Origin of the sequence: Zhongshania sp. (genome assembly GCF_041623545.1) — a bacterium.
Lineage (GTDB): Bacteria > Pseudomonadota > Gammaproteobacteria > Pseudomonadales > Spongiibacteraceae > Spongiibacter.
The window spans coordinates 1-8,187 of record NZ_JBFJWS010000141.1; the positions used below are offsets into that span (position 1 = coordinate 1).

General features: G+C 50.0%; 7 protein-coding genes. 2 read left to right on the forward strand and 5 right to left on the reverse strand.

Annotated features, from left to right (window positions below):
- Positions 1–656 precede the first annotated feature (656 nt).
- From ABYT30_RS12355 to ABYT30_RS12375, 5 genes are all read right to left on the reverse strand, one after another.
- Complete coding sequence (locus ABYT30_RS12355) at positions 657–1,325, reverse strand: nitroreductase (RefSeq protein ID WP_373080806.1); 669 nt, start codon at positions 1,323–1,325, stop codon at positions 657–659.
- A gap of 39 nt (positions 1,326–1,364) precedes the next feature.
- Complete coding sequence (locus ABYT30_RS12360) at positions 1,365–3,527, reverse strand: PQQ-dependent dehydrogenase, methanol/ethanol family (RefSeq protein ID WP_373080804.1); 2,163 nt, start codon at positions 3,525–3,527, stop codon at positions 1,365–1,367.
- Complete coding sequence (locus tag ABYT30_RS12365) at positions 3,527–4,426, reverse strand: alpha/beta fold hydrolase (RefSeq protein WP_373080802.1); 900 nt, start codon at positions 4,424–4,426, stop codon at positions 3,527–3,529. Before ABYT30_RS12365 ends, ABYT30_RS12360 begins: the two co-directional genes overlap by 1 nt.
- Before the next feature lie 80 nt (positions 4,427–4,506).
- On the reverse strand, positions 4,507–5,685 hold the full coding sequence (locus tag ABYT30_RS12370; RefSeq protein ID WP_373080800.1) for a helix-turn-helix domain-containing protein: 1,179 nt from the start codon (positions 5,683–5,685) through the stop codon (positions 4,507–4,509).
- Between the two features lie 290 nt (positions 5,686–5,975).
- Complete coding sequence (locus ABYT30_RS12375; RefSeq protein WP_373080799.1) at positions 5,976–7,088, reverse strand: AraC family transcriptional regulator ligand-binding domain-containing protein; 1,113 nt, start codon at positions 7,086–7,088, stop codon at positions 5,976–5,978.
- Between the two features lie 138 nt (positions 7,089–7,226).
- On the opposite strand from ABYT30_RS12375, the gene ABYT30_RS12380 reads away from it, so the two are divergent.
- Both ABYT30_RS12380 and ABYT30_RS12385 read left to right on the forward strand, forming a co-directional pair.
- Positions 7,227–7,745, forward strand: a complete 519-nt coding sequence (locus tag ABYT30_RS12380; protein ID WP_373096746.1) for a hypothetical protein — start codon at positions 7,227–7,229, stop codon at positions 7,743–7,745.
- A 5-nt stretch (positions 7,746–7,750) separates the two neighbouring features.
- Positions 7,751–8,187: SDR family NAD(P)-dependent oxidoreductase (locus ABYT30_RS12385; protein WP_373096747.1), on the forward strand; the 437-nt coding region annotated here is incomplete at its 3' end.

Consider the following 8,187-nt stretch of genomic DNA (forward strand, 5'->3'; position numbering starts at 1 on the left):
ACCAAAGATGACTATCCATCCTACGGTGTAAACTTCCAGGGCTTGGGCCTGATTACTGAGCAATACGGCGCGCCACGTACCTTTGGCATGGAAGTACGTTACCGCTATTGATTGGGTCGTGGCATATTCTGTGGCGAATATGCCTTCGCCCCAGAATATAGAATACATCCTCGCAGTGGTGACGGATTTTCCTACAGATAGAAATTAAATTGGTCTTTTTTGCGACTACTTTTGGCGGGTTATCCCGCCTTTTTTATGCTCAAAATTAATGCTGATGTTTTTTTGGAGAGCTAGGAAGTAGGTTTCTTTTTGGTTAAGGGTATTAAATCATGATTTTGGATTACTGGAGCTACGCTGGGTGGCTCGTACTGGTTAAATGAGTATCTATGTTGCCATTACAAGGATTAGCCTAAGATATCTCACGAATCATACGCTTGTCACTGCTAAGATTGATTCTCGCATCGGGAGTACTGAAGCGGCGAGCTTAGCTCTAAGCAGCTACCGGTGATATTAATGCGCGTCGTTTCTAGATAAGTAGAACGAGTGCCGGCTGATACCTGATACCTGATAAAAACGGCTATCTAGTGCCTTGGTGAAAATCTTTCTCGTTAATGTCGACAGCCTCGTGGCGGCCGACGCTAGGATCTTGTTGGTGCTTAGTTGTAGAATTCGACCGCATTGCTTAGCTCAGCGCGCGCGGTACGACAATGGTTTGCAGGATGTTGCTCGTCTGGGTAACCAAAGGACATCCCGAATAAAAGTTTAAATCTATCATCAATGCGGAGTTCTGAACGCACGATATGCGCTTGGAAGCTTAAGGCTGTTTGGGGACAGGAGCCCATACCCTCGGCTGTTAGCGCCAGCATTAAGGTCTGGGCAAACATGCCTAGATCCGCTGCTTCTCTAATACCAAAAGAATGGTCTAGGAAAAAAAAAGCGGCATGAGGTGCGTCGAAAAAGCGGAAATTACGCATGAATGCATCATGACGGGCTACCTTATTTTCCCGACCAATACCCATTGCGTTATACAATTCGGCGGCGGCGGCGTGTTGTCGTGCCTTATAGTCACCTTCATAAAGACCGTCATAGGGAAAGTCCATAACGATATCGCCAGCAGTCATTGCCTTGCTAATTTTTTCACCTAGCTGATGACAGCGTTCGCCGGATACTATTGCAACCTTCCAGGGCTGAGTATTACAGTTAGATGGGGCTTGTTGAGCTAGGGCAAAGATTCTCTCTAAGCTCGATTGTGGAATCGATTGGGGCAGAAATCCACGGATGGACCGCCGACCGCGTACTGCGTTTTCAAAACTTAAATCGGCCATATTTTTAAATTTTTCCTCTACAGTTTGTTGCAATTTTGTTTAGGCCGACGCGGCTGAGGCATCGACGAAGCTGACTATTAACCAAGACAATACTTCGTACCACCAGGTTTTCACGCGAAGTACCCAGCTGGGGTTGTTACGAAGTTCGTGATCCTGATGAGCTTTGTCAATTAAGTAAGCATGTATTGCACTCACTTGCTGTGTATTTAAGGTGTCGTCAAAACGTGGCATACCCGCGGCTTCATATAAGCCACCGCGCACTATTTGTTGAAAAAATTTGTGGGCGGGTGCTTGTAAACGACGTAAATCGGGTAGGGTGCCACCACTCACCGCGCCGACACCGTGACAATAGGCGCAGTTTTCGGCGTAGAGTTCGCTGCCGGTACGGATAGTTTCTGCATTAAATACTTCTTGGGTGGGGGGCAGAGGTATATCTTGCTCTGGGGGTATTGGTGGTAGCTGATGATCGCCGCCCAATTTGTAGCTGAGAAAACGGCTACGTGTTGCGCCCTGTGGTGGCTTTATTCCCGACATTAAGCCATAGGCACCGCCGCCGCCCACGGCCACGGTGATGTACTGATCACCGTCGATTTCGTAAGTGATAGGGGCGGCTAACACGGGTGACTGTGTGTGCGCCTCCCAAAGTATTTTTCCGCTACCCGCCGCGTAGGCGACAAAACGGCGGTCGCCATTACCCTGAAATACAAGATCACCTGCCGTTGATAGTACACCACCATTCCATGGGGTTGGCAGCGGCACTTCCCAAGCGGGCTTTTGCTTTAATACATCCCAGGCAAGCAGATAACCAGTAGCGATGCGTTTTGAGATAGCCTTGTGCAAGAGCTCATTGCCCGGCGGAGCGTCTCGACGATCAGTGCCTTGGTTGCGCCAGTTTGGCTTTACTGTGAAGTTTTCAGGCTCAACATAGAGGAAGGGCGCTTCCATTTTGGGGATGAACATCAGCTGACGCGACGGGTTATAAGCCATGGGTTGCCAGTTGTGAGCGCCACCACCGCCTGGTTTTACCAAGGCTTTGCCCGCGGCGTAATCTTGACCAGGAATTTCTACAGGGCGGCCGGTGCTAAGGTCGTAGTGACTGGCCCAATTCACCTCCGCGTAAGGTTCGGCTGACAGCAATTCTCCGGTTTCCCGGTCCAGTATCATGAAGAAGCCGCTCTTGGGTGCTTGCATTAATACTTTGCGAAGCTGTCCCTGCCAAGGAATATCGGCAAGCACCATATGCTGGGTGGCGGTATAGTCCCAGGTTTCAGCAGGGACGACTTGGTAGTGCCACACATAGTCACCACTGTTAGGGCGTATGGCGACTATTGAGCTAAGAAAAAGATTGTCACCGCCGCCGGGGCTCCGCAGACGCCGATTCCATGGCGAGCCGTTGCCTACACCAATGTAGAGTAGGTCTAGTTCTGGATCATAGGCCATGTGATCCCATACTGTGCCGCCCCCGCCGAGCTTCCACCACTGGCCGCGCCATGTTTCGGCTGCCATGCGTATGGCATCGCTTTCAAAGTCATTGTCAGGGTTGCCCGGCACTGTATAGAAGCGCCAGAGCTGTTCGCCGCTCTGGGCACTGTAGGCGGTGATATAACCGCGAACACCGTACTCAGCGCCACCATTGCCGATAATGACATTGCCTTTGATGACGCGTGGGGCGCCAGTGATGGTATAGGGCTTACTTTGATCGACCGTTATGACCTCCCATACTTTTTCGCCAGAGCGCGCGTCAATGGCCACCAGCCTGCCGTCGAGGGTCCCAACAAAGACTTTACCTTCCCAGAGTGCGACGCCGCGATTAACGACATCACAGCACGCTTTTCGGGCCATTTCTCGCGGCACCTTTGGGTCGTATTCCCAAAGTTTTTTCCCGCTTTTCGCGTCTAGGGCATAAACCACACTCCATGTACCGCTGACATACATCACGCCATCTACCACAATCGGAGTCGCTTCCAGTGCACGGTTAGTGTGGTCATCGAAGGACCATGCTAGCCCGAGTTCGCCTATTGTTTGCTGATTAATTCGACTCAATGGGCTGTGGCGTTGCTCGGCGTAATCTCTGCCGTGCAGTAGCCAATTGCCCGGTTCAGTGGCGGCATTAACCGCTCTAGTGTGGTTAATATTGCCGGCCACCAGTATCGGTGAAATAAGTAATAGGCCTAGGGCGAGTCCGCTGCGCCACGTTTGCATTAGTTGCGCTCCGACAGGTAATCAAGGATGAGCTGAGCAATGAGTTCTGGTTGCTCAGGCAGTGCTGCGTGGCCGGCATTAGCTAAGTCGTAAAGGATCACTTGCGTTGGTAAGCGCTGCAGTAGTGCTTGCCCAGACGCCGGTGCGGCAGTGTCAAATTGTGACTGTATGACGAAAATTGGCTTGCCGCCGGCTGCGGTCCATTTTTCAGCTGGGGTATTCGCTGAGGCGTGGGCTTGGGCGAGGCCGGCGAGGGGGTACCAGCCACTTAGCCAATGTTGTGGCGCGCTGTTGCCAGGGGCAAAGAATGCATGATGTAAGGCTTTCTCTCGTTGGGTCTCTGGCCACAAGTTGAGCATCACGGTCATTATGGCATCGCGTATCTTTGGCGGTGGCGCACTGTCGCCTGCGGATATTAATATTAAGGAATCAACCCGCTCTGGGTAGCGGCTAGCAAACGCACGTGCAATACGATTGCCAAAAGCGTGGCCAATCAGGGGCACTGGGCTAGAAAGGCCTTCTGCGTCTAATATGCTACGTAGGTCTTCAGCGTAGTCGAACAAACTAGTACGTAGTGACGGTAAGGCGGAATTGCCGACCCCGCGGGCGTGCATTGCTAGGCTGCGATAGCCCTTGCTACGCAGTGTCGCTGAAAGCTCATTGAAATCGGAAACCGAGCGCGCATAGCTGGCGAGTAAGATAACGGGAATACCGTTATTGGGCCCGCCAACGACATACTCAATCGTCGTGTCCGCGGACGAGATCTGGCGCAACTCGCCAAGAGGTGCGCGTGCTGGATTATTTCGCAGCGCTAACATTGCGATCAGCACCGCAATTATTAAGGCGATAACTGTAAATGCCAACAGCCCTTTTAGGGCGAATGTAAATTTGCCTTGCATACCGTTCACCTCGAATGAGTAGTGGCCAGTATGGCATATTCAAATGCGTAACGTTTGCGGGTATGAAGGGTATTAAATTTCTAACTTATTGATTTTGATTGTTTTCTATATTGGCTTGGGGTTTTGTTGAAGCGCTTTTTGAAATGTCCATTCAACACGTTTTGGCTGTTGAATCCGGAGCGCAGGGCAATGTCCCCAATCGTTAATTCGGGTGCGTGCTCTAGTAGTCGGCAAGCTTCTTCCAAGCGGTAGCTGTTAATGTATTCGAAAAAATTCTTACCGCTACGGCGGTTAATAGTTTGGCTTAAGTAGTTAGGTAAGGTAGCAATTTCTTCCGCGAGCTCTGCCAATTTAATACTTGGTTCCAAGTACCGACGTTTTTCGCGCATACACTGCTCCAGCTTTTGCCAGAGTTGCTCGATATGGGCTTCTTTCAGTGCTGATTTCTCATACTTAGTGTCAACTAGGGTGGGGCTGGGTCCACCTGCTTGAAGCGCTTTAGGCAGCAAGTCAGTGCGTGCATGGCTGCGCTGCCCTTGATCGAAGATTGCGGGCTGGCGAAGTCCCATAATCCCGATATATAGAATGAGCAGTACACTAAGCAGGGCGGAGGACGCAACACGTGGACCGAGGTTCCAAGCGGTCAGGCCCCGCAATAATTCGATCGTGCCGCTAATCGCTGCAGTTACGACACAAATGGCAATAAGCGCGCGGAGCCAGTTGAGGTTAATCAGCTCGAGTGCAGAAAATTGTTCGCGTATACGTAGCCGGTGTGACTGTAGCAAGCGCCAAGAGAGACAACTGTAAACGAATAGCGATAAATACACAGGAACACTGGCGTAGCTCGCTAGGCTCTGTTGCTGGATGGGTAAATCTTCAAAACGCTGGTATTGGCTTAAATCCCCGTCAAGAATCAAGCCGCCTGGCCAAAATAAGAATACCCCAAATAATGCGGGGGTGAAGTGCCATAACGCTGTAGCCCTAAGTCGGTAGCTAGCTTGCGTCAGTAAGCGCGTATAAATATAGACGAGGGGGCCATAGGTATAGCTAAGGTGTAACAGTTGAAAAATCAGTTGTCCGTCGGCGCTGCTGGCGCTGTAATTGAACGAGAGAGCATACAGGCGAGCGGATTGGACAACGAGAAATAGCGCTAGAATTCGGTTGGCGATGCGGTGTCCGTAGTGCATGGTTAATATCGCAAACGCGAGCACGACGCCCTGCATAGCGCCAAACTGTGCAAAGGTGGCTAAAGAGGGCATGAGCTTAAGCTTATGTTATCCAAACTGGTTTGGCTAAAGTGTAAAAATAATAATTCAGCATACATTGATTCGAAGCTCAAGAGGTAACTCTCTTGTGACATTATTAAAACTTAAGAATCAACCACCTGACTGTTTTATCGCCAAGGTGGCATCAAATTTTTGGTGTCGCCTGAGTGTGATTTTAGAAATAGCAGCAGTGGTATTGCCAAATGGGGTTTTCCCGATCCTCTGCCGATATTGCCACTGGGGGAAATCAGGGTTCTTGTAGGCTCTTTTGTTTGAGTAAAGGTTTAAGTCGTACTCTGGGGCTGGGTGTCATCACCAATATCATCCAATTGATCTCGAAATTGTTTCGGCGTTAGACCGGCCCAATTGCGAAAGGAGCGAATAAAAGAGCTGGATTCTAAAAAGCCTAGTTGCTCGCCTATTTCGTGTATTTTGAGCATTGGGTTGCGCAGTTGGCGCATTGCGATATCACAGCGATATTGATCTTTGAGTTCTTGGTAGCTGGTGTCTTCGCTGTTTAAGCGACGTCGTAAGCTCGACGGTGACATGTGTAAGTCTTCTGCCATCGTTTCAAAACTCGGCAAACTGCCGGTGCCGCTATTGGCGAGCAGGGAGCGTATCGCTGCACTGGTACTGGCAGGTCGCGAATCTTGGGTGATAAGCGAATAAACAGCGTGCTGTAGAAATGCTTCTAGTGACGTGGGTGTGTGCACGGTGCGGGCACGCAAGGTGCTACTATTAAAAAATAGTGCGGTGTGCTGGGCGTTAAACTCTGGTGTAATTCCGAGCAGGCTGGCCATGCTTTCGGTGTAGGCATCAGACACCGGTGGGGCCGATATGGTAAGGCCCGTTAGTTCTAGCTCTCTTGCCGTAAGCCAGCCGATAAAGGCGAACCATACCCGTAGCCCAGAGGCTTTGGCCACGGTGTCTGAGTGTTCATTGCGATCCCAGGATTTTGGGGTAAATTGCTTATTCGCGAAGTCGCTATTAAATTCGTAGCGCAGCTCGGTGATGTCTGCGCTGGTGTTTACAGTAATTTTGTAACCGGTGATGGGGTAGAGCATTTTTTGGTAACGAGCGGCGCGATTTAGTGCCTCTTCTAAATTCTGACAGTTAATAATGCTGTAGCACATAAACCGAAATACATCGCTTCCTATTCCCGCTCCCCACGGGACAGCAATATCCATCTCTTGCATAGCCTCTGCAGCGTGTTCGTAAAGTGCAGAGTATTTGTAACCGGGCAGCGTGCCTTGCTCGGGAGCTGATAATAGCTTTTTGGCATCGAGGTTTGCTTGCTGGGCAATTTTCTTAGAATCGATCCCTACGTGCTCGAGATAATCCAATAATCGTTGGAATTTCTTGACCGAGATGTCATGCAATCTATTGATATCAGTCATGCTTTTTCTCTTATAGCTACTATGCTTGACGCTAAATGTTGGCGCTTATGAAAGTTTATGTGCTTTAGCGAATTTGGGTTTGGCCTAATATGACGGTACAGCAATAACAAAGTCAATTACGCATAAGGAGTAGATCAGATGCAGTCAATGCGCAGCTATTTGATTAGGGAGTCCCTCGTTAGTGGCTTGAGTAACGCCGTCATCAATGGCGGGTTTGCGTGGTACTTAAGCGCTGGCCGAGATCGTCTGCCTATTTTGGGTGGCAGTGGTGTATTGGCCGATTTTATCGCAACGGCGGTTATTCTGGTTTTTGTCCTTAGCTTAATCGTACTGCCGTTGCAGCAGAAGCATGCCATGAAAAAGGTCGCTGTTGGGGCTGAGCCACCACGGCTTTTTCTGAAATTATTTTCCCATATTGCTATTCGTCGTAACGCGCTAAAAGCGCTGATGCTGGCGATTTATGCTGGCTTACTGGCTCTGCCTTTAGTTTACCTAGTTTTCCTAGGCTTGGACGTCGACGGCCTTAGCCGTGTGCATTATGTGCTGAGTAAATCACTGTTTACTGGCCTGTTAGCGGGGCTGGTCGTTATACCTATTGTTTACATGGCTCTTTACCCGCTGCGTAGTCAGCCGGCATTGAGTGCAAAGGAGTCGTGAATCAAATGTTGAAAAATAAAATTGCCTTAGTTACTGGAGGCGCAGCAGGTATAGGTCGCGCTATATGCCAGCAATTAGGTGCCGAGGGCGCGAGTGTTGCGGTAGTTGATTTTAACCGTGAGGCCGGCGAAGAATGTGTTGCTGAGTTGGAAAAAAGCGGTATAGAGGCTTTTTTTATCGCCTGTGATGTCAGTAATGAGGAGCAGGTTAGGGCGATGGTAGCGGCTGTACTTGAGCGCTATGGCCGCTTGGATATTGCCTGCAATAACGCGGCGGTGAGCCGTGGTAGTGGCCCAATACATCAATTCACTCGCGAGGTTTTTGATCAAACTTTAGAGTTGTGCCTGACGAATACTTGGCTGTGCATGAAGTACGAGATTGAGGCGATGCTGGCCTCGGGCGGCGGCAGTATTGTGAATATCTCATCAAATGCCTCGCTGCG

Bases quoted from the DNA above. Each gene is read 5' to 3' on its own strand.
- ABYT30_RS12370 (WP_373080800.1), bottom strand. From the start codon at position 5,685: ATGCCCTCTTTAGCCACCTTTGCACAGTTTGGCGCTATGCAGGGCGTC.
- ABYT30_RS12355 (WP_373080806.1), bottom strand. From the start codon at position 1,325: ATGGCCGATTTAAGTTTTGAAAACGCAGTACGCGGTCGGCGGTCCATC.
- ABYT30_RS12380 (WP_373096746.1), top strand. From the start codon at position 7,227: ATGCAGTCAATGCGCAGCTATTTGATTAGGGAGTCCCTCGTTAGTGGC.
- ABYT30_RS12360 (WP_373080804.1), bottom strand. From the start codon at position 3,527: ATGCAAACGTGGCGCAGCGGACTCGCCCTAGGCCTATTACTTATTTCA.
- ABYT30_RS12375 (WP_373080799.1), bottom strand. From the start codon at position 7,088: ATGACTGATATCAATAGATTGCATGACATCTCGGTCAAGAAATTCCAA.
- ABYT30_RS12365 (WP_373080802.1), bottom strand. From the start codon at position 4,426: ATGCAAGGCAAATTTACATTCGCCCTAAAAGGGCTGTTGGCATTTACA.